The sequence below is a fragment of the Ruegeria sp. F5 genome, assembly GCF_056533845.1.
The window spans coordinates 1-19,791 of record NZ_JBQFOU010000015.1; the positions used below are offsets into that span (position 1 = coordinate 1).

Consider the following 19,791-nt stretch of genomic DNA (forward strand, 5'->3'; position numbering starts at 1 on the left):
CGATCAACGATCAACGATCAACGATCAACGATCAACGATCAACGATCAACGATCAACGATCAACGATCAACGATCAACGATCAACGATCAATCTTTGGCTGAAAAAATTTGTAACACAACCACCTTATCCTGTCATACTCACCAAGAGGAAACCGGGGGTGATTTTAGAAATCCGTCATTTCTCAAATTGCCCTCGGAACAGTTTTGCTCTTGGAGGCAATCTCCACGCCGGGAAAAGGGTCCCGCCCCTTTTCCAGCAAGCAGGCGTGTGTGCCGGTGGACCGGCGCAGGGCAATCACGCGAAGCGTGGGCTGCCCGAATAGCGCCCGTCACATAACGGCACGTTCAAGTTAAGTATGGCATTTTTCGCGCGCCTCAGCGCGCTCAGTTTTCCGCCGCTTGCGCGGCGGATGTGACAATGCTGAGGCCCGCCGCATCGCGGAGTGTCGCCTCCCCTGCCCGGCCGTTAGGCCGCGCGTCACGTATGGCGCATATGTGGTCCGGGTTTTGGCCGGAGCACTGGAAAGGGCACCATCTCGACACCGGGGAACATGTTGTGCCGAACCTGGATTGAGGTGATGTTGCCGGCCTCATCGGTGTTGACGAATAGAACCCCGCACCGATCCCAGAAAGTCTTGCCTTCTTTTTCACCTGTCTTGACGTTCAGTTTCAGAGTTTGAGTTGCCATCGATTAATCTTCACCGGTGCGCGCAGAATATCTTAACAAATCAATTTAATGGTTGGCGGCAATATCACTTCGATCCGAAACAGGCGCAATGTTCAAATTCGCGAGCAGATGGTCTGTCTTAAGCGCGCCATTTCCAGGTAAAATCAATCATACGCAATAAGCGATACTTATCGCATATTATAGAACACTTTCCGGCGTTCAGATGGTTATTTGCAAAATACAGGGAAAGTGCGTGTAAGTCGGTAGATGCCTTGATTTACATACTTAATTTTCGTCAAACCACCTTTTGCAGCTGATCCCGATGGGCACACTCCACCAGCGCGCTATAGACGTCGTGCGCGTCCTGCAAGTGACCGGGATCAAACCTCTCAGTCTCGGCCAGGTCAGGCTTTGAGTGGAAATATTGCTCAAAACTCTGCCCGTCGGGTGACAGGCCAAGGGTGTCATACAGCCCCTCCATCGTCGCCCGAGGAGACGCGCGCAGATCGTCCTGCAGAAGAAAGATACACTTGTCTTTGTACGCAAGCAGGTCCTGAAAGGCGCAGGTCCAGTATTGCAGCCAGTAATCGGGCGTATGGGTGTCTTTCTGATCCGGCGCAAACCCGGAAAACAGAAAGGGTTTATGCAGATCACCGAACTCGAAATGGCCGATATCCGCCATGTAGCGGGTCACAAAGCTGTCCCGGGACTGCAGCTTGCTGAAGTTGTTGTGCTGCCGCAGCAGGGACTCTGCGTGGCTTTCAGGACGCCGCACCGGAACGACGATCCTGCAATCTGGGAAGGATTTGAGCAGATAGGGAATCCGGGCAATGTTGGCATTGTTTTTCGAGCAATAGCGCGTTTTCTGAACGCTCTGTGACCCGGCCTGCACATTTCGCGCCCGGATGATGCTGCTCATATGCCGGCGCAGGAAGTGGTCGGCCTGTTCATCGGTGTCCGCTGCCCCCCACAGAGCGATCGAGGCCCCTTTGTACCTGTCCGGCCAGAACATTTTCCAGATGACCTCCTCAAAGGCTTCCGCACTTTCGAGGTCGATCTCCATTCCGTCCCCGTGGGCCCGCTGCCGCCGCCGCACGCCGCGCCTCTGGCCGCCGGCCAGCTTGTTCCACAGCACCGGCGCCGTCACGAAAGGCATATCGCGATAGGTATGCGTCGCCACTTCGGGCGCATCATGCAAGGCGTTGAGAACCGCTGTGGTGCCGCCCCGCGCAAGGGAGGTCACGAAAATGGGTTGCAATACCTCTGGCATCGGAGGGCGCGGGATCAGGTGCGCCTCGACCCGCGCGGCCGCTTTCTGAACCGTCGGACCCGAGAAAGCCAGGTTGTGAACGAACTGGTCCACGGGCGAATACTGGGACCCGCCGTTATCCTGCGGTGTTTCGCTGCGACGCAGGCGACCGACGATCTTGACCGCGGCAAACGCCAGAACGGACACGATGACGATGTAATCCAGCCGCAGCATGACATCCAGCACCGCATTTGCGGGCACAAGCCCCGCAAGATCGGCCAGCAGGATGGGCAGACCCGCCGCAGCCAGCGCCAAGGCAATGCGCCATGTCAGGTTCAGGCCGCCCAGGATCAGTTGCACCCCTGCCCGCCGTGCCGCGGCTTCCTTGGCGTCGTCAGACAGTTGGTTGTCAAATAGCGCAGCCACGCCTGCCATGCTTGCACCAACGATCTTATGGGCAATTCCCGCAATATTCGTCCACCACAGGGCGATAATGAACCCCGCGACGGCCAGCAGCGAAACGGCTATCGCCTGTATCATTGCGCCGGGTCGGTTTCGTTACCCGCGCCTGCCGGACCCTTTTTGCCACGGAGCAACCGCTTGAGCGGAAACCAGACCAGCCCGACAATAAGAAAGAGGCCGCCCAGCACCACGGCAATCGTAACCGCGACCGCGCCCAATCCGGCACCGGGGCCGATATAGGCGTGCGCCGGGCTGGCCAGCATCAGAAACGGCACCCCTGCGATCAGCCACAGCGGCATCAGACGCCCCCCGGCCCGGATTTTCGTGATCCAACTCATTGCGTGCATTCCTTCTAATCGGTTCCAAAATAGCTCAATGGGTAAAGTTTTGCAGCGGTGATCTCAGCCGCCCCCCTGCGACGCCAGGGATTGATCGGCAGACACCGCCAGCCCGTGGTCCGAAAATAAGCCGATGGTGAATGACAGAAAAATATGACCCGAACAGTCCGGCAATTTTTTGACCAAGTGCTTCACTCTGTGCGCTTCAAACCCCCTGACACTGAACTTGTTACCCGGCAATACGCCTGCCCTGCGGCCCAAGACTAAACCGCCTGGCAAAAAAATAGGAACATCAAGGCCCCATATTGCAAGGCTCTAATGACTATGCAGCAAAATCAACTGCATTGTTTCCGGATCAGACATTTTTGAAGCCGCGCCCCAAAGCGGCAAACCCGTCTCAAATGCGTGGCAAAAAGCCCCGCAACCGGGCGGGGTTGCCCCCAAACACACGGTTTGAACGGATTTAGGCTTGATCGCCGCCAGTCAAAAATCCAACGTTGCCCCATAGATCTGTAGATTGGGGTTCTGTGGTTATGTCTGATCGCCTGCTTGCATTGCTGTCGCTGGCTTGTCTGTTGGCAATCACGTTCATCGCGGGGCTTGCGTCGGCCTATCTGTATCTGGCCCCGTACAGGATCGCGGTTCAGACCTGGGAAGAAATCAAAGCCTTCATGAAGGAACCGGACCGGCTGATGCCGGCGCGATATGATTTTGAGGGTGTCCGCATTCACAACGCCGACGCCATGGCACCCGGATCCACGCTTATCACCTCGTATTTTCCGGAATTCGACTGGCATGCGGGTGTCCGGCTGATCGACGCATCCGGCGATGTCCTGCATTCCTGGGCGCCCGACCCGGGTGAGATTTTCGGCGGGCGGCATAACTACCCGTACATTCACGGCTCGCATCTTTTTCCCAACGGCGACATCCTGTTCAACTTCGAATTCATCGGGATCGCCCGGATGTCGGCCTGTGGCGACGTGTTGTGGGCCCTGTCAGAGCCTCGGGCGCATCATTCAATCTCGGCAAATGCTGACGGATCGTTCTGGGTATCCGGCAATCAGGAGCTTCGCTCGCGCGATGGGCGCGATGAAAAGCTTATGGATATCCTGTCCTTCCCCGTCTACGAAGATTACTTCATGAAAGTCAGCGCCGATGGAGAGGTTCTGAAATCCATCAGCTCGATCGAAGTGTTCGAGAAAAACGGTCTGAGCGACGTGTATCTGCGAACGGGCCGGCGCTATCGCGGCGATATCTTTCACCTCAACGACATAGAAGAACTGTCAACGGAAATGGCCGATGAATACCCGCTGTTCGATGCGGGCGATATCGTCGCTTCCCTGCGCGACCTTCATATGGTCATGGTGCTTGACCCCGATACGCTTGAGGTGAAGTGGCACACCTATTCAGACACGCTGTTTCAGCACGATCCCGATTTCATCGGTGACGGTTGGATCGGCATCTTCGACAACAATTACGACAGAACCGAAGGGGGCAACCTGCAGGGCGGATCGCGCGTAGTGGCCATCCAGCCCCATACAGAGGAACGCGCCATCCTTTTCCCCAAACAGCCCGACCAGCCGTTCTACACCAAGTGGTCGGGAAAATGGCAAAAGCTGCCCAATGGCAATCTGCTGCTGACCGAATCCCGCGCCGGCCGCGCGCTGGAGGTGACCAGCACAGGTGAACCGGTCTGGGAATGGGTCATGGACCGGTATGACGCCAATCAGGTGCCCGAGGTTATGGAAGCAAGCAGATACCCGATAACCGCAGAAGACGTCGCCGCTTGGAGATGCCCATGACATCAGACAGTGTTTCGCGCGCGAAACATAAGCGCGCGCCTTTTGCCGACGGCATCTTAAAAGGTGGGATTTCAGGTCAATTGGTGTCTAACTAACACTGTTTTGCGTTATTTTCGGGTTTGAGGTCACGGATGCTGCGACGAATTCTGGGTGAAATTGTCAATGACATTCCCGATACGCGCCTGACGCTGTCCCACACCCTTGGACGTTTCAAAGCCTGGCTTGTCGCCAGCCGGGCCGATCTGGGCCTGGCTTTTGTGATCAGCCTTCTGGTCGGCGCGGGGTACTGGTTTCTGGCCAGCCAGATCCCCCTGGCTTTGATCGATCCGAACCGCGATGCATGGGTCTGGTTCGAGGCTGACCTGATCCGGGTGCATCCGGTGATGCTGGATCGCTATGCCAACAATTACCGAACCAATGTCCACCCGCTGCAGGCCATCATCATGTACACGCCGACCAAGGCGCTGATCGTGGCAGGCCTTTCTGAACGATTGGCCGTTCTCGGCGTGCTTTCCGCCACGGCGGGCCTATGGAGTGCGACCCTGTTCGGAGGATTCCGCGGGCTTGGCCTGCCCCGCTTTGACGCCGTTGTTTTCACGGCTCTGGGCGCGGTATCCAGCGCGGCCATCTTCTGGATGCCCATACCAGAGGTGCACGCCTTTGCCGGTCTGACGGTTACGATTGCCCTGGCCTTCGGGACATTGATGCAGCGCGGAACGATACCGCCGATATTGCAGTCGATTTCCAGCACGATTGCATTCTCGATGACGATCACCAACTGGATGGCCGGTATTCTGACCGTGCTTGCCTGCAACTCCTACAAACGCGCCTTCCGCATTCTGGTCGACGGCTTTGCCATCGCAACGGTCATCTTCACCCTGCAGCGGATCGCCTTTCCGCGCTCGGACTTCTTCATTCCGCGCCTCAAATCGGAATTCGCCTATGTCCTGCACGATCTGGCCGGGGGGCCGCTGGACAAGATCCGGGCCTTCTTCGCCTATACCATCGCCATCCCCGAAGTGCCGTTTCTGGACAATCCGGTCTTCCCCGAGTGGATGCGCCTGTCGGTGCAGTTTTCCCCTGTTCAGACACTGGCATGGGTTGGTCTTGCGGGGCTTATACTCTGGGCCATCGTGTTCATCACAGGTCTGGCCCGGGCCATCCTGACCCCCGGGCCGAATGCGCCGGTCGCGCAGGCTTTGCTTTTATATCTGCTGTTCGAAGGGGTGCTGCATTTCTTCTACGGCGATGAGACCTTCCTTTATTCCATGAGCTACGTCCCGGTGATGTTCCTGCTGGCCGGGTTTTCCGTGCTTGGAAAAGGCCGACTGCTCTTCCTGGCCTCGGCGATCATTGCCGTCCCGTTTCTGGCCTATAACAACATTTCCGAGTTTCTGCGTGTCACGTCGGATCTGCAGGCCCATGCAGATGCACTGCTGCAGGCCTCTGGCAATTAATCGGGCCACCCGCTTCCGTGGTTTGGCGATCCGAGCCTCATGCTGTCCGGGACTTTAGCCACTCACACAGGTCCAGATAGAATTCATCTGACATGCCACGGCCTGACAAGGTAAGCCGCGTAGCATCACGGCTGAGCTGCAGACGGATATCCCCAATCTCTTCGGACAGGGGCGCGTCGGGTTCCGGGCTGGATGTCTTTTCAGGCCTTGGCTGCGCCGCGCTGATCGCGTTGGTTAGAGCCGAAATTTCAACGTCCGGGGTCGGGGATGCCGCGGCGTCCAGCGCTGAGATCAGATACCCTGCCCGCTTCGGTTCCTCCTTGAGAACCTTCGCAATCGACAGCCCCAACCGCTCGGGAATAGCTGATGCAAAGCGCAGATGATCGTCCAGCGCATGATAGATCGCCACGAACGAGCCGATCTTGGACCGCTTGGCCCGGCTGGCCGAGGCGAACAGGCCGCGCAGGGCGGCGGCCTCGTCCGGGTAAACGCCCTGCTCTGCCGCGCGGGCCACGATCCGGGCGCGTTCGTAATAGCTCAGCCCGACGCGGATCTCGTTTTCCTCGACCATGGCCACATAGGCGTCGGATGCGCTCTGCGGCTGCCTGAGGAACGCGCGCACGGTTGCAAAGCGTGCCTCGCCGGTTTCCTGCACCAGCGCCCGCAGCGCGGTCATGCGCCGCCAGCCCGAGATCAGGCCGTATCGCCCGCCTTCCAGTTCCACGACCTCGATCGGGGTTTGCTGGCCGCGCGCCTTCAGGCTTTCCTTCAGCGCCTCCATATCGGCGTCATCGGCGACCAGACGGTCGCGCACCAGATAGGTTTCCTCGACAGCCTCAAGTGGCAAGTCCTGCACCAACCGGCCCTCGGCGCGGGCGGCGCGCAGTTCTCCGGACAGTTCTTCCAGCGCTGCCTGCGCCGCCGTGGCCCCGGCCACCTGCGCAACCGGGGGCGCGGATCGCGGCGTATCCGTGGGGAACATGGATTTCACCCCGGGGGCCTGGGCGCCATCCGCCAGATAATCCGGCCGGGCAGGGGTCAGTCGTTTGCGTTTTGCCATCACATTCTCCTTTTCCGGCGCGGATCAGACTCTGCTTCGGGACACAACAGATGTGTTTCGCGCGCGAAACATCGCGCTCAGAGCTTCAGTTCCGGCGTTCCCGCCTGTTCTTCCTGCTGGGCCAGTTCTTCGCCACGCCACACACCGATCAGCAGCTTCTTGAACGAGGCATAGGTGGCATCAAAGGTTTCCCGCCCGCGCACATAGGTCTCGCGGTTGAAATCGCGGTAATCGGCCTCGTAGATGCCGTTCACCTGCTCCCCGGCCTGTCCGATCAGCGCCGTATAGCCCTGCCAGTGCGGCGACAGCGTGCGGCCCAGATAGGCCTGCATCAGCCCGGCCAGTTCCGCCTGCTGGCTGCCGTCATAGCGGGTGATGACCGTGCGCACCGCATCCCACTGAAACGCCATCTCGGGCCGTCCCAGCGCGCGGGCGGCCATGTTCTCTCCGTCTTCGATGGACTGGAAGGTGGAATGCAGCATGTCGAAGAAGCGGCCGGTGGAATCAAACTCCAGGAACGAGGCCCCCATGGGCACCAGCAGAATGTCCGAGGCCGCCAGCCCGTTGATCGTCAGATAGCCAAGGGCAGGGGGGGTATCGATGAAGATGATGTCATAGTCATCCAGCACCCCATCCTCTTCCAGCGTCTCGGTCAGCGCATCCCACAGCTTCCAGCTGCGGCCCTGCATACGCCAGACCGGGATCTGGAACTCGGCCCAGTAAAGGTTCAGCTGCGCCCCGATCAGATCGATATTCGGCCAGTGCGTGTTCTGGATCAGATCACCGCTGCGCCGCTTCAGCGCCTCGGACAGGGTGTCATCGATCGGATGCGGCGCTTCACCCCGGTCTAGCCGCCCCTGATTGTCGCGGCGCAGATGGGTGGCGTAGTGGCGGGCCAGCAGGGGGAACACCGTCTGCCATTCATCGCTCACCTTGCCGCCGAAGATCGAGGTCATCGAGCCCTGGCTGTCCAGATCGATCACCAGCACCCTGTAGCCGTCCAGCGCCGCCGACATGGCCAGATGGGCGCAAGTGGATGTCTTACCGACACCGCCCTTGAAATTCGCCACCGAGACGATCTTGGCGGGCAGCCCCTTGGGGCGGTAGGGGCGGTACTCTTTCGCCTTGGACCCTTCCGAGGCGAAATGCAGGCGCAGGCGCAGCACCTCATCCAGCGTGAACCATTTGGCGCCGCCTTCGGTTTCCGACTGTCCCTGCGGCAGGTCCGGGTTGCTTTTCAGCACCCGGCGGAAATGAGCGGGCGCGACCGGGATCAGGTATTTGGTGATCTCCCAGGTCGAAAACAGCCGCAGCTTTTTCTGCCCGCCCTCTTCCAGCCCCCGGTTTGCCAGATCGGCCCGGCCCCGGGCACAGGCGTCTGCGATGTCCGAGAAATCCTGTGTGCCGGTGGACTCTCCAAGCTCTGCGTAAGCCAGATCGGGGTCGATGTTGAAATAGGGGGGAAGCCCCTCGGATGTGCCCGCGCGCATCGAAAACCTGCTCATGTTCTATGTTTTCCTCAATATACCACAAAAGATGGCATGTGGAAGCATTATGAGCATAAGACTGGATTTTCTAAGCAAAAAGAACGGGTAAAGACCTTCTGAACGGTGGCTTTGAAGCCTGTTGGAAAAAATTGTTCTGTTAGAATCTTGTTATCTTATTAGTTACAACATCATCTTTGTCTTTCTAAACATAAGAAAAAAAACAATTTTCTGTCATTTTTGATGTCTTCAGTGAATCTGATCCCACGATAGGATGACTCTGAACCCACGTTGCACTGACTCTGAACCCACGTTCCGGCGGCTTTACGCTCCCTGTGGATAACTCTACGGTGGGCGTCAATAAAACCACGAACAAAGATTCGGGCAGGAACATATGGGCAGGCTGATATGAGCGGGGCAGGGGCGCTGTTGCCCGACCGCCATCCAACAGGTGATTTTTTCGTATGCGATATCTTCGATGCGCTGCCCAAGACCGATATGGGGTCGATGGAGCATCCGATGTTTTCGCTCTCGACCCGGCCGGACCGGCGGATTCTGAATTACGAACATAACGGGGTCGAGATCACGGTGACGCCTTCGGTGCGCGGTCTGGCGACGATCCATGACAAGGACATCCTGATCTTTTGCATCAGCCAGCTGATGGCGGCGATCAATGCGGGCCGGACGGTCAGCCAGGTGTTGCACCTGAAGGCGCATGATCTGCTGGTGGCGACGAACCGCGAAACCAGCGGCGACGGCTACAAGCGCCTGCGCGAGGCATTCGAACGCCTCGCGGGCACCCGCATCACCACCAACATCGTCACCGGCGAAAAAGAGACCACCACCGGCTTCGGCTTGATCGAAAGCTGGGAGATCGTGCGCCACACCCGGGCGGGCCGGATGGTCAGCGTCAGCGTGAAACTGTCGGACTGGCTGTTCCGCGCGGTGCTGGCGAAATCGGTGCTGACCCTCAGCCGCGATTACTTTCGCCTGCGCAAACCGCTGGAGCGGCGGATCTATGAGCTGGCGCGCAAACATTGCGGCCGCCAGCCCGAGTGGCGGATCTCGGTCGAGGTGCTGCTGAAGAAATCCGGCTCGGCCTCGCCCCGCCGGGTGTTCCGCAAGATGATCCGCGACATGATCGCCGCCGATCATCTGCCCGATTACGAGATGACCGAAGAGCCGGGCGACCTGATCCGCTTTACCCGCCGCGGTCAGGTGGTCGAGGGGCCGGACAAGCCGACCCTGCCGCCGGAGGCGCTGGAAGAGGCCCGGGCGATGGCACCGGGTCGCGATGTCTATGCGTTGGAGGCGGACTGGCTGGCCTATTGGGCCGCATCAGGGCGTCCGCAGATCAGAAACCCGCATCGGGCGTTTCTGGGATATGTGGCCAAGCGGGTGGCGGGGCGGGACTGACGGGTCAGCCTGAATAGGCGTGGCTCTGTTTCTGCGTGCGCGACTTCAGCGACCGGGCGGTGCAGGCCACTAGGATGGCCGCTGCGATGATCATCCAGCCGGCCAGAGCGTAGAACCCCAATGCCATCAGGATGGAATAGCCGGAGAACAAGGCCATCCCACCAGCGCCGAGGCCGACAAGGACAGCTAATCCGATAATTCCCAGCATTCTTCCAAGCCCTCCAGGTTATGGCCTTGGCGCGATCCCAAGTGGGCGGCAGCCATGCCATGGGCAGATACCCACTTACAATTCCGGCACGGAATCATGGCAAAACTTTGAACCACCAGGGGTTAAAATTTGGTTATTGGATACCCGACGGGGCACTGCCCCAGTACTCGCTCGAAACTACGTATTATTGAGGCATCAGGATGCCTGCGCGAATTGTTTCGTAAAATCTTTACACAGGCAACGCGGGATCGAAAAGGCCGCTGAAACGTGCAAATCTCCGCCTGTATACGGTGACGTTGGGTAAACTTTATCGGTCAGACCTGCTTGACCTGAGACAGGACGAAGACACCGGCGATGACAAGCCCGATGCCCGCGACTTTCTGCAGGTTCAGGGTCTCGGAAAACAGAAAGTAACCGACGATCAGAATGCCCACCATCGCAAGGCCCGTGACCGCAGGGTAGGCGATGCTCAGCTCAAGGCCGCGGATGGCAACGATGAAGCTGCTCAGCAGCAGCAGGCCGCTGATCAGACCGGCCCAGGCCCAGGGCGAGGCGATAAGGGCGCGAATGTCGAAAGGTCCTGAAAGCTGTTGTACGGCCAGCTTGAACGAGACGTTGGTGCAAATGTTCGCGCAGACCGCAACCAGCAGGGCAGACCAGTATAGCGACATAGGTGTTCTCCTTCATGTTCAGATCTGCAGACCGGAGCCTTGATCAAAAGACCAGATATTTGGCAGCCAGAGTGACCAGCACAAAGGCCGCACCGACCATGAGGCTTATTCTGTCGCGCAGGGCGTACAGAACCGGGTCGTCGGCAACCCGTCCGCGCCGGGCGCCAACCCAGATGCGGTTGCCCCAATAGAGCAGCAGCAGGCACAGCAGCCACAGGATTTCCGGTGTCCGGTAAATCTCTTTCACCTCGGGGCTGTTGATATAAAGCGCCAGAATGACGACGGCTGCGGTGATATTGGCCACGCCCAGGCTGAACATGGTTTCGCTGTCGGCATAGGAATAATCCCGGCCATGGACATTGCCGTCTTCTTCCGGCGCTGCCGCCACCTCGATATAGCGCTTCAGATAGCCGAGGCTGACAAAGACGAACATCGAAAACGCCAGAAACCAGGATGACAGCACGATGCCGGTGGCCGCTGACCCGGCAATGACGCGCAGCGTGTAAAGTGATGCCAGCACCATCACATCCGCCGTTGCGATCTGCTTGAGCCAGAAGGAATAGGCCATGGTGATGATCAGATAGGCGATCAGCACAACCGCAAAGACAGGCGGCAGGAAGGCCAGCGTCAGGGCAAAGGCGGTCACGGGCAGGGCGATGGCCCCGACAACGCCCGCATGCAGGGACAGATCGCCGGACGGCAGCGGGCGGTGGCGCTTGCTTGTGTGCTGGCGATCGGCGGCCAGATCGACCAGGTCGTTTAGGAAATACACCCCCGACGCGCACAGGCTGAAGCAGATGAAGGCCAGCAAGGACGCAAGAACCGACGAGAAAGGCAGATACTGCTGCGAGGTGAAGATCGGCGCAAAGATCAGGGCGTTCTTGGCGTATTGATGCGGCCGCATGGATTTGACAAAGGCCCGCCACAGCGGCGGGCGCGATGTGATGACTTTCTCGGCTGTGCCCGCAGCCTGTGCCGCTGCCACGTCGGATTTCGGCGCATTGACGAAGATGCCCGTGGCCGAGGCCGCCCAGATCGGACTGTCGGCTGTGCTGTCCCCGGCATATGCAAAGGCCTCATCCCCGGCGGCATCGCGTATGGCGGCCAGTTTGTTGGACCCTTTCAGGTTGTTATCGGCATCCGTTGCCAGAACCGAGTCGAATATCCCCAGATGCGCGGCAACCTTGTCGGCGTATATCCGGTGCGAGGCCGTGGCCAGCACCAGCTGCCTGCCCTCGGCTTTCTGCTGTCTCAGATAGTCAAGAAGCGAGGGTTCGAACGGCAGCGCCTCGGCCTCGAGGGTGACCGCGCGCGCGATGCGCTCCTTGGCATAGGGAATACCTTTGAACAGCCACAGGAGGACGGTGAAGATATTCAGCGGGTTACTCTTGAGGAACTGGAGGATAGCCTCGACGAAAAGATCAGTTCTGATCAGCGTCCCGTCCAGATCAACAAAAATTTTCTCGGGCTTGTCACTCATTACCGGAAGTCTACTTCTGATGGTTACATCATTGAAAGTACGTAATTTTATTAACCTTGTATCTGTTCTGAAAATGCCGAACGTATTGCGCGGGTCTGACCTGTTCAGAGCTTGACGAGCCTGTCCCCCGCCACGGTAATCCCCGCTTTTTCAAAGACATTGCGCGTATCGAAGACCAGTGCCGCCTCGCGCGCGACCAGATCGTAATCCGGGGCGCTGTGATCGGTGATGACGGCCACCGCAGCATAGCGCTTCAGGGTCTCGGCTGTCAGCGGTTCAGAGGACCGGCCCGCAAGCTGGGGGAATTCGCCGCCTTCGGGCAGGCTTGGGAAGTACGGATCGTGATAATCGACTTCGGCCCCCAGCTTCTCCAACTCCTCCAGCAGCACCAGCGCGGGGCTGCGGCGGGTGTCCTCGACATCGCGCTTATAGGCGATACCCATCAGCAGGATGCGCTGCCCGGTCAGGGGTTGTCCGGTCTCCGCCAAAGCCGATCCGTTGCGCGCGGCCAGTTCCGCAGCCATGCGGGCGGCCAGAGTCGATGGTACGGCATCGTTGCTGGACCGGGCCAGATTGATGATCGGTGTGTCCGACCCTGCATCTGCCGCGCGCCAGGCCAGATAGGCGGGCGACACCGGAATGCAGGCCCCGCCAATGCCGGGGCCGGGATAAAAGGGCATGAAGCCAAAGGGCTTGGTGGCCGCAGCTTCGATCACTTCCCAGACGTCTACATCCATTGCTTCGAGCGCGGTCTTCAATTCGTTGACCAGCGCGATATTGACGGTGCGAAAGCTGTTTTCGACCAGTTTGACAGCCTCGGCCGTGGCGGCCGAGCTGACGGGTACGGCACTGGTGACGATGGCGCGGTAGAAATCCTCGACCAGTTGCAGCGACAGCGGATCGTCGGCACCGACCACTTTCGGGATGCTGTGCGTGTCGAACTTGTCATTGCCGGGGTCTTCGCGCTCTGGCGAAAACGCCAGAAAGAAATCACCGCCCGCGCGCAGACCGCCCTCTTCAAGGATGGGTTGCACCAAGGTTGTCGTGGCACCGGGCCAGACGCTGCTTTCCAGCACCACCATCTGACCCGGGCGCAGATGCTGCGCGATCGTCTGCGCAGCGGCGGTGACAAAGCGCATGTCCGGGTCTTGGGCCTCGGTCAGCGGGGTCGGCACGCAGATCAGGATGACATCGGCCTCGGCCAGTGCGGCGGCATCCTGCGTGGCGCGGAACCTGCCGCTGTCCACTGCCTGCGCGATCCGGTCGGATGCCAGATACGAGATGACCTGAGCACCCTGATTGATCCGCGCCACCCGGTCGGGGTTCAGATCAACGCCGGTGGTGTCGAACCCCTCATCATAAGCCGTCAGCGCCAGTGGCAGGCCGACATAGCCCAGCCCCACCACAGCCACCCGCGCGTCGCGCGCCGCGATAAGCTGTCTGAGGGTCTGATGGTGCGAGGTTTCGTAGTTCATAATCTATCCTGATCGTACAAAGTCAGACTGAAATCAATTCGCGGTATGGCCGCCGAAATTTCCGACCTCATCCACGGATAGGGCGGAACGGGTGCGAATCCAACATATTTGTCTGCCCGGTTCGAGACTGCAGTACCCTGTTTCCCAAAAGGGCTCAATTTTTGGGTCATGGCAGCATTGTTGAGGGGTTTCCGACAAACCGAAACCGGGCAAATTTTTATCATTTCGAGCGCAACGCCTGCCGGAACGACGCCTCGGCCAGTTCCGCGCCCTTGTCCCAGCTAAAGCCGGCGGCCTGTGCCAGCGCCTTTTGCGCCAGATCGCTTTGCAGGCCCGGCTCGCTCAGCAGGCGGATGGCCTGATCGGCAAGCGCCTGGCTGGACAGAGGGTCGAAATACAGCCCGCCATCGCCCACCACTTCCGGCAGGCTGCCGCGATCCGAGGACAGAACCGGCGTGCCGCAGGACATCGCCTCGAGCGCGGGCAGGCCGAACCCCTCCCAGAGCGAGGGGAAGACCAGCGCATCGGCAGCGTTGAGCAGGGCGGCCAGTTCCGGGTCATCAATCTCGCCGGTGAAGACGATGCTTTCAGACCGGGCCGCATCGGCGGCGGCGCTGGCTTTGAGGTCTTCGATATTGTCCCAGAACCGTGCGCCGGTGGTGCGCCCGACAATGGCCAGACGTGTGTCCGGCACCTTTGCCAGGATTTCAGGCATCGCCTCGATCAGCCGCAGCACGTTCTTGTGCCGGTTGAACCCGCCCAGATAGACCAGCAGCGGTGCGTCGGGCGGGATGCCATAGGCCTGTCTGGCCTGTATTAGAGCCGAATTGTCGTCATTCGACCGGAAAATGGCTTCAGCCCCTTCGGTGATTGTGTCGATCCGGTCGCGGGGAATGTGCAGGATACGCGTCAGGTCGTTGGCCGAGGCCTCTGAGATCGTCATCACCCGCGTTGCCTGCATCTTGGCCAGCCAGCATTTGGCCTGCCACAGACGGAAGTTCAGTTTTTTGGGAAAGATCAGATCGGGAAAGCGTTCCGGGATCGTGTCGTGATAGCACACCACCGTCGGGCGTCGGGCGGGCAGGGGGAAATAGGAATACACCGCCGGATAAAAGAAGACATCGCAGTCGATGCGCCGTGCCGCCTTGGCCATTGTCAGCAGATCGACCCCGGCCCGGGCCTTGGCCCCGGATGAGGCCTCGGACATCGACAATTCAGACCCTGCAATGCGGATTTCGACCCCATCGGGCACGGGCCGCGTTGGTTCCTGATCGAACAGAAGCGTATAGCGAAAGCCGGTATCGCGGGCGGCCAGAGCGGCGACCAGATTGCGGGTGAACCGGCCAAAGCCGCGTTCGTTGTCCCAGGGGGTGGCGTCAATGGCGATATGGGTCAAATGTCTTTATCCCTGATAACATGTGGTAACTGATTACAAACAAACTATTTTCTGTGTCGTGCGCGCAGATAGTCGCGGGTGGCGGCCAGCCCGGCCTCTAGGTCATATTCCGGGGCATAGCCCAGTCTGGCCCGCGCATGGTCGATCCGACACTGACCGGTGGTCGAAAACAGGTCCAGCATATAGCGATCCGGGTAAACCTCATCCTGCTGCGGCAGCCGTCGTTTGACCATTTGCACCAGAGTTTCGAACCGTTCCCGGCCAATCCAGCCCCGCGCGGCGGCGCTGATCCGGGCGGCCAGCGGCGGTGTGTCGGGGATCTCACCGGGTTCCTCCTGCGGCAGCTGGGCCGCAAGGTCGGCGATTGGCGCATGGCGAACCGTGCCCTTGCCGATGATGCCCGCATAGCCGGTCAGCAAATCCGACCAGGAAAAAGGGGTCGCACCCGAGATGATGAACCGCTCTTGCCCCAACCCCTGCAGCACGGCGGCGCTCAGCATGGCCTGAACCAGATCGTCGACGAAGACCGCGTTGCACTGCCCTTCGGGGTCCGGCAACACCACGCTGCCTGCCGCCATCCAATCGGCCAGCCGGTCGGTCCACAGCATGCTGCCGGGACCATAAACCAGCGTCGGTTGCAAGATCGCCACCGGGCAATTCCCCTGTATCAGAGCCTGTTCCATTGCCATTTTGGCTCGGCTGTACGGTGTGCCCCCGGTCTGGGACAGGGCGCTTTCCTCGGTCAGGTTCTCCTGTGGCCAGCCGTCATAGACAACGATGGAACTGATATGGATGATCCGCCCGACCCCTGCGGCCTCACCAGCTTGTCTGAGCGCATCGAATGCACCAAGGTTTTCGGCTGCAGGCGCGCGCATGTCATAGGCCAGATGAAACAGCACGTCCTGATTGCGCAGGGCGGCTTCCATCGCGCCCCTGTCGCCAAGCGCCCCCGTCATCACTTGCGCGCCCATCGCCTCAAGCGCGCGCGCGCCGTGGCGGCTGCGCAGCAGGGCGGTGACCTGGGCACCAGAGTCCAGCAGGGCGGGGACAAGCCGTTTGCCGATAAAGCCGGTCGCCCCGGTCACGAAGACGGACTTGCCCTTCAGGTGTTCCGATCCGGCGACATTCACGGTTTTGGGCCCCTCTTCGATTCCGCTGTTTTGGCAAGCGCTGTCTGTCAGAAACCTAGCGTGGAGGCAGAGCCTATGCTACTCCGCTTGCAGATGAATTGTTGTTAGAGATGCCGGGTGTAACCCAGTTGCGCACCCGTGATTGTTAAAGAGGAAATTTATGAAGATCGGTGTGATCGGGGCGGCCGGAAAGATCGGCCAGATGCGGGTTCAGAACATTCACGAGTCGCCTGACGCCGAATTGGCGGCGGCTCTGGATCTGGAATTTCACCGGGCTGTGGCCGTGGCAGACGGGGCCCCGGCCTTTACCGATCTCGACCGGTTCTTTGCCACGCCGATGGATGCGGTGGTGATCTCGACCCCCGCCCATGTGCGCGAACCGCTGTGCGTGCGCGCCTTTGACGAAGGGCTGCACGTGCTGACCGAAAAGCCGCTAGCCCCGACGGTCGAGGGCGCAAGGCGGATCGTTGATGCGGCAAAAAAGGCGGGCAAGGCTCTGGGGGCCGGGTTCAACATGCGCTACTACCCGTCCTTCGCGCATGTCAAAGAGGTCGCGGCATCCGGCGAGATCGGAGAGATCGATCATGTCCGCGTCTATGGCGGCCATGACGGGCTGGGCCATTTCACCCATGACTGGGAATATCAGGCTGAATTCTCAGGCGGTGGTGCCCTGTGGGATGTGGGTATTCACATGACCGACATGGCCCGTTTCATTCTGGGTGAGATCACCAGCGTTTACGGCGTGGCCACCAACAAAGTCTGGAACGTGCCGGGGTCCGAGGATAACGCGGTGGCGATTTTCAAGAACCCCGACGGCATTCCGGCGATCTATCAGGCCTGCTGGAACGACTGGAAAGGCTATCAAAGCGTGATCGAGGTCTACGGCGCGCGCGGCATGGTGCGCGGGGCTTATGCGCCGATGCAGAACCTTGTCATCACCATGGACAAGCCGGGTGGTGCGCCCAAGAAAGTGCGCAAGTTCTACCCGGAAATCATGGTGCGCGAGAAACTGAAATCCTGGAAATCGACGGCAATTCAGTCCTTTGGCGAAGAGCTGGCCGATTTCATCCGGCTGACCCGTGGTGAAACCGGCTTGAACTGCGCCGATGGCCATGCGGGCCTGCGCGCGGTCGAAATCGCCGCCGCCGTGCCGGAAAGCACGCGCAGCAGCCAGCCGGTCATTCTGGAAAATCTTGGGGACATGAAAATCTGATGAGCAGCGATCCGACCCTTTCCATCGTTCTGACCATCGTGCAAGGCGGCAGCTATGTGCGGGATTTTTTGGAAGCCGTGCGCAGTTTCGACGACCCGCCGCCGCTGGATGTGATCATTCCCTATGACGCCAGCGTCGCCGATGTTGCCCAATACGCCGAGGATTACCCCGAGGTGCGGTTTCTGGACCTTGGCGTGATCGAGCCGATCCGCCCGATCACGTCCGAGGCGGGCAAGCACGAACTTTACGACCGCCGCCGCTCGGCAGGTTTGGCTGCGGCCACCGGTGACATCATCGGTATTCTCGAAGACCGCGGCCTGCCGCAATCCGACTGGGCGCGCACCATCGTGCGGCTTTACGCAGAGACTGGCAAGAACGTGATCGGCGGTGCGATCGAATGCATGGAGCCGGTCAGCCCGCTGAACTGGGCCTTCTATGTCACCGATTTTGGCCGCTACGGGCGACCGTTCGACACCGGCCCCGCCGACTGGGTCTCGGACGTGAACCTGACCTATAGCCGCAAGGCGCTGGATGAAACGCAGCACCTGTGGAAGGACCGCTATCACGAGCCGATCGTGCACTGGTATCTGATCGAACAGGGGGAGCAGCTGTGGCTGTCGAACGAGGTGGTCGTGCATCATCACCGCCCCAAGGCAACCTTCCGCGAATTGCTGCCCGAACGGTTTGACTGGGGCCGCCTTTTCGGTGAAATCCGGGTGCGCAATCAAAGCAACGCGAAGCGCCTGATGCTGATCCTGGCCGGTCCGCTGATCCCGCCGCTGCTCTGGGTGCGTCACTACAAGCTGCAGGCCAGCAAGGGGCGGGGCATGCGCTATCTCAAGGCGCTTCCTTACGTCATGCTGCTATCGACGGCGTGGACCCTGGGCGAGGTCTGGGGCTACATCACCAAACGCCCCTGATCTGTTGTCACCTCTGGCGGCTCGCCAGATTGTAATAGGTTTTTTCGAACTGGCGATGCACCCAATCCGGGTCGAACCGATCCTCGCGGCTGCGTTGCAGCGCGTTATCAGCCAGTGTTTGCCGACGGCCTTCGTCTGACAGAACATCCGCCACAGCCGTGCAGATCGCATTGATATCGCCGATTGTGACCACCGCGCCGACACTGTCGTCGATCAGTTCGACCACGCCGGAACAGGCGGTGGCCACGGCTGGGGTTCCGGCCTGAAACGCCTCGGCAATGGTAAAGGGCAGCGCCTCCCACCGTGAGGTCAGCAGGAACAGGTCCGCCGCCCGCAACAGCCGGATCGGCTTGTCGGTGCGGCCAATGAATTGCAGGTGCTCGCCAAGCCCCTTGTCACGCGCCAGCGCGTGTAATTGCGCCTCGTCCGGCCCGTCTCCGGCAACGGCGAAGCGATAGCTGGGGTGGGTCTCTTTCATCCGCGCGACGCAGTCGATCAGGATGTCGATCCCCTTTTGCGGCAGCAGGCGGGCCAGCGTGACAATCAGCCGGTCGCCACTCCCAAGCAGTTCGGCCCGCAGCGCGGCAATCTCTTCCGCACTGTCGTCAGGTGGAGGCGAGACGCCCAGACCGATCACCTTCAGCTTGTCCCGCGGGACATTCCCGATGGTGGCCAGATCCTCGGCCGAGCGGTGGCTGGGCGTGATCACCAGATCGCATTTTGCGGCAATCCGGCCGAATGCGGCGATCCGCTCGGGCTCGGACCCATGATAGGTGACAGCCACCGGAATGCGCCGCCCGGTGCGGGCCAGGTTGGCGACCAGGGCGGGGGCGGATTCATGGCAATGGATCAGATCGGCGGGATTGTCCGCCAGCCAGCGCCGTAACCGCCAGGCGGCACTTGCCGTATGGCGCAGCCGGTTGACGATGCTGCCGCCATCGCCCGCGACATAGCGGGTGGGCAGGTCCAGGAAATCCGGCTGCTGATCAGGTCCGCCCCAGATATCGGCGGTGCCCGCCAGCGTGATGCGGTGGTTGCGCGCCTGCAGCCAATCGCTCAGCCCAAGGATATGCCGGGTGATGCCGCCCATCCCGAACTGGGTGCCCATTTCGACAACGTGAAGAGGGTCTGAGGGGGGATCGGTCTGCATCTGAAGCGGGTTCGGGCCAAATTTCTGAACTATGTCCTGATCATACCATGCGCGCCTTGTTTGCCCATGCCGTGATCACGGCCTGCCGCAACCCGCATCCGTTTGCAGCATGTCCGCAACACCGGGTGCCAACCGGCGGCCCGCATAGCTTGTGGCTTTCGATTGTCGCAGGGATCGTGTTTCATACCGGACAGTTATTAGTAGCCCGGTACA

General features: G+C 60.1%; 18 protein-coding genes. 6 read left to right on the forward strand and 12 right to left on the reverse strand.

Features of this window, described 5'->3' with window-relative positions; genetic code table 11:
- Nucleotides 1–323 (forward strand): hypothetical protein (locus tag ACR0K1_RS19295; protein ID WP_480851516.1); only part of this gene is annotated, 323 nt, incomplete at its 5' end.
- 155 nt (nt 324–478) lie between these two features.
- Here the strand turns inward: ACR0K1_RS19295 and ACR0K1_RS19300 are convergent.
- The 3 genes from ACR0K1_RS19300 to ACR0K1_RS19310 all read right to left on the reverse strand — a co-directional run bounded on the left by ACR0K1_RS19300 (nt 479) and on the right by ACR0K1_RS19310 (nt 2,716).
- A complete protein-coding gene (locus ACR0K1_RS19300; protein WP_480851517.1) occupies nt 479–688 on the reverse strand; it encodes a hypothetical protein in 210 nt (69 codons plus the stop codon).
- Between the two features lie 274 nt (nt 689–962).
- A complete protein-coding gene (locus ACR0K1_RS19305; RefSeq protein ID WP_480851518.1) occupies nt 963–2,456 on the reverse strand; it encodes a sulfotransferase in 1,494 nt (497 codons plus the stop codon).
- Nucleotides 2,453–2,716 carry a hypothetical protein gene (locus tag ACR0K1_RS19310; RefSeq protein ID WP_480851519.1) on the reverse strand — a complete coding sequence of 88 codons (264 nt, stop codon included), beginning with the start codon at nt 2,714–2,716 and terminating at the stop codon, nt 2,453–2,455. Before ACR0K1_RS19310 ends, ACR0K1_RS19305 begins: the two co-directional genes overlap by 4 nt.
- A gap of 533 nt (nt 2,717–3,249) precedes the next feature.
- Here ACR0K1_RS19310 and ACR0K1_RS19315 point away from each other — a divergent pair.
- Nucleotides 3,250–4,518, forward strand: a complete 1,269-nt coding sequence (locus tag ACR0K1_RS19315) for an arylsulfotransferase family protein (protein WP_480851520.1) — start codon at nt 3,250–3,252, stop codon at nt 4,516–4,518.
- A gap of 131 nt (nt 4,519–4,649) precedes the next feature.
- The gene (locus ACR0K1_RS19320; RefSeq protein WP_480851521.1) at nt 4,650–5,975 is read left to right on the forward strand and encodes a hypothetical protein; all 1,326 of its coding nucleotides are present in this window, start codon (nt 4,650–4,652) and stop codon (nt 5,973–5,975) included.
- A gap of 37 nt (nt 5,976–6,012) precedes the next feature.
- Here the strand turns inward: ACR0K1_RS19320 and ACR0K1_RS19325 are convergent, their stop codons facing one another.
- Together ACR0K1_RS19325 and ACR0K1_RS19330 are read right to left on the reverse strand one after the other, a co-directional pair.
- Nucleotides 6,013–7,035 (reverse strand): ParB/RepB/Spo0J family partition protein, encoded by a 1,023-nt coding sequence (locus ACR0K1_RS19325; protein ID WP_480851522.1) that lies wholly within the window; start codon nt 7,033–7,035, stop codon nt 6,013–6,015.
- Nucleotides 7,036–7,112: 77 nt separating this feature from the next.
- Nucleotides 7,113–8,540, reverse strand: a complete 1,428-nt coding sequence (locus ACR0K1_RS19330; RefSeq protein WP_480851524.1) for an AAA family ATPase — start codon at nt 8,538–8,540, stop codon at nt 7,113–7,115.
- Nucleotides 8,541–8,927: 387 nt separating this feature from the next.
- On the opposite strand from ACR0K1_RS19330, the gene ACR0K1_RS19335 reads away from it, so the two are divergent.
- Nucleotides 8,928–9,935 (forward strand): replication initiator protein A, encoded by a 1,008-nt coding sequence (locus tag ACR0K1_RS19335; RefSeq protein ID WP_480851525.1) that lies wholly within the window; start codon nt 8,928–8,930, stop codon nt 9,933–9,935.
- 4 nt (nt 9,936–9,939) lie between these two features.
- Here the strand turns inward: ACR0K1_RS19335 and ACR0K1_RS19340 are convergent, their stop codons facing one another.
- The 6 genes from ACR0K1_RS19340 to ACR0K1_RS19365 form a co-directional block, all read right to left on the reverse strand.
- Entirely contained in the window at nt 9,940–10,143 is a 204-nt protein-coding gene (locus ACR0K1_RS19340; protein ID WP_480851526.1) for a hypothetical protein, read from the reverse strand.
- Nucleotides 10,144–10,457: 314 nt separating this feature from the next.
- Complete coding sequence (locus tag ACR0K1_RS19345; protein WP_480851528.1) at nt 10,458–10,814, reverse strand: DMT family transporter; 357 nt, start codon at nt 10,812–10,814, stop codon at nt 10,458–10,460.
- 43 nt (nt 10,815–10,857) lie between these two features.
- Nucleotides 10,858–12,294 (reverse strand): UbiA family prenyltransferase, encoded by a 1,437-nt coding sequence (locus tag ACR0K1_RS19350; RefSeq protein WP_480851529.1) that lies wholly within the window; start codon nt 12,292–12,294, stop codon nt 10,858–10,860.
- Between the two features lie 104 nt (nt 12,295–12,398).
- Complete coding sequence (locus tag ACR0K1_RS19355) at nt 12,399–13,769, reverse strand: nucleotide sugar dehydrogenase (RefSeq protein WP_480851531.1); 1,371 nt, start codon at nt 13,767–13,769, stop codon at nt 12,399–12,401.
- 220 nt (nt 13,770–13,989) lie between these two features.
- Nucleotides 13,990–15,165: a glycosyltransferase family 4 protein gene (locus ACR0K1_RS19360; protein ID WP_480851533.1), complete on the reverse strand. Its 1,176-nt coding sequence runs from the start codon at nt 15,163–15,165 to the stop codon at nt 13,990–13,992.
- Between the two features lie 44 nt (nt 15,166–15,209).
- Nucleotides 15,210–16,295, reverse strand: a complete 1,086-nt coding sequence (locus ACR0K1_RS19365) for an NAD-dependent epimerase/dehydratase family protein (RefSeq protein WP_480851535.1) — start codon at nt 16,293–16,295, stop codon at nt 15,210–15,212.
- A gap of 160 nt (nt 16,296–16,455) precedes the next feature.
- Between ACR0K1_RS19365 and ACR0K1_RS19370 the strand changes: the two genes are divergently transcribed.
- Both ACR0K1_RS19370 and ACR0K1_RS19375 read left to right on the forward strand, forming a co-directional pair.
- Entirely contained in the window at nt 16,456–17,508 is a 1,053-nt protein-coding gene (locus ACR0K1_RS19370; RefSeq protein ID WP_480851536.1) for a Gfo/Idh/MocA family protein, read from the forward strand.
- Entirely contained in the window at nt 17,508–18,428 is a 921-nt protein-coding gene (locus ACR0K1_RS19375) for a glycosyltransferase family 2 protein (RefSeq protein WP_480851538.1), read from the forward strand. The genes ACR0K1_RS19370 and ACR0K1_RS19375 overlap by 1 nt, the downstream gene beginning before the upstream one ends.
- 7 nt (nt 18,429–18,435) lie before the next feature.
- Here the strand turns inward: ACR0K1_RS19375 and ACR0K1_RS19380 are convergent, their stop codons facing one another.
- Nucleotides 18,436–19,578: a glycosyltransferase family 4 protein gene (locus ACR0K1_RS19380; RefSeq protein ID WP_480851540.1), complete on the reverse strand. Its 1,143-nt coding sequence runs from the start codon at nt 19,576–19,578 to the stop codon at nt 18,436–18,438.
- Between the last annotated feature and the right edge of the window lie 213 nt (nt 19,579–19,791).